This window comes from Hyphomonas sp. UBA3601 (assembly GCF_002375605.1).
Taxonomy (GTDB): Bacteria; Pseudomonadota; Alphaproteobacteria; order Caulobacterales; family Hyphomonadaceae; genus Hyphomonas.
Genome location: NZ_DFME01000049.1, coordinates 1 through 384, shown reverse-complemented (window position 1 = coordinate 384; position 384 = coordinate 1). Strand labels below are relative to the sequence as shown.

1 protein-coding gene is annotated in these 384 nt (G+C 62.5%); it reads right to left on the bottom strand.

Translation table 11 applies throughout. The annotated features are described in order from the left end of the window. The coding region (locus B4F73_RS05835) for a tyrosine-type recombinase/integrase (RefSeq protein ID WP_414651866.1) at positions 1-384 on the bottom strand (384 nt) is incomplete at both ends.

Below are 384 nucleotides of genomic sequence, written 5' to 3'. Positions count from 1 at the left end.
CATCCGCTTCTTCGGGATGGTCCAGACCGCATCCTGGAAACTGACTTCATCCCATGTCGCATGGGCGACCTCGGTCTTGCGCTTCATCGTCAGCAGGATGAATTTCACGCCGAGCTTCAGCGTCGGATTGGCGGTGATCTCTTCGAGCACGCGATAGAGGACCCGGATCTCCAGCGGCGTGAGCGAGCGGTCGCGGGGCCGGACACGCGCGATCGACCGGGGATCGACCTCCTCGGCGGGATTCTCGACACGGATGCCGTGCAAATTGGCGAAGGCGTAGATGAGCTTGATGAACTCGCGGGCGTGCAGCGCCGTTGAAGGCGCGCCCCGCTTCTTGATCTTGTCGCAGAGCTGACGGACGTCCTCGCTCGTCACTTCGCGCAA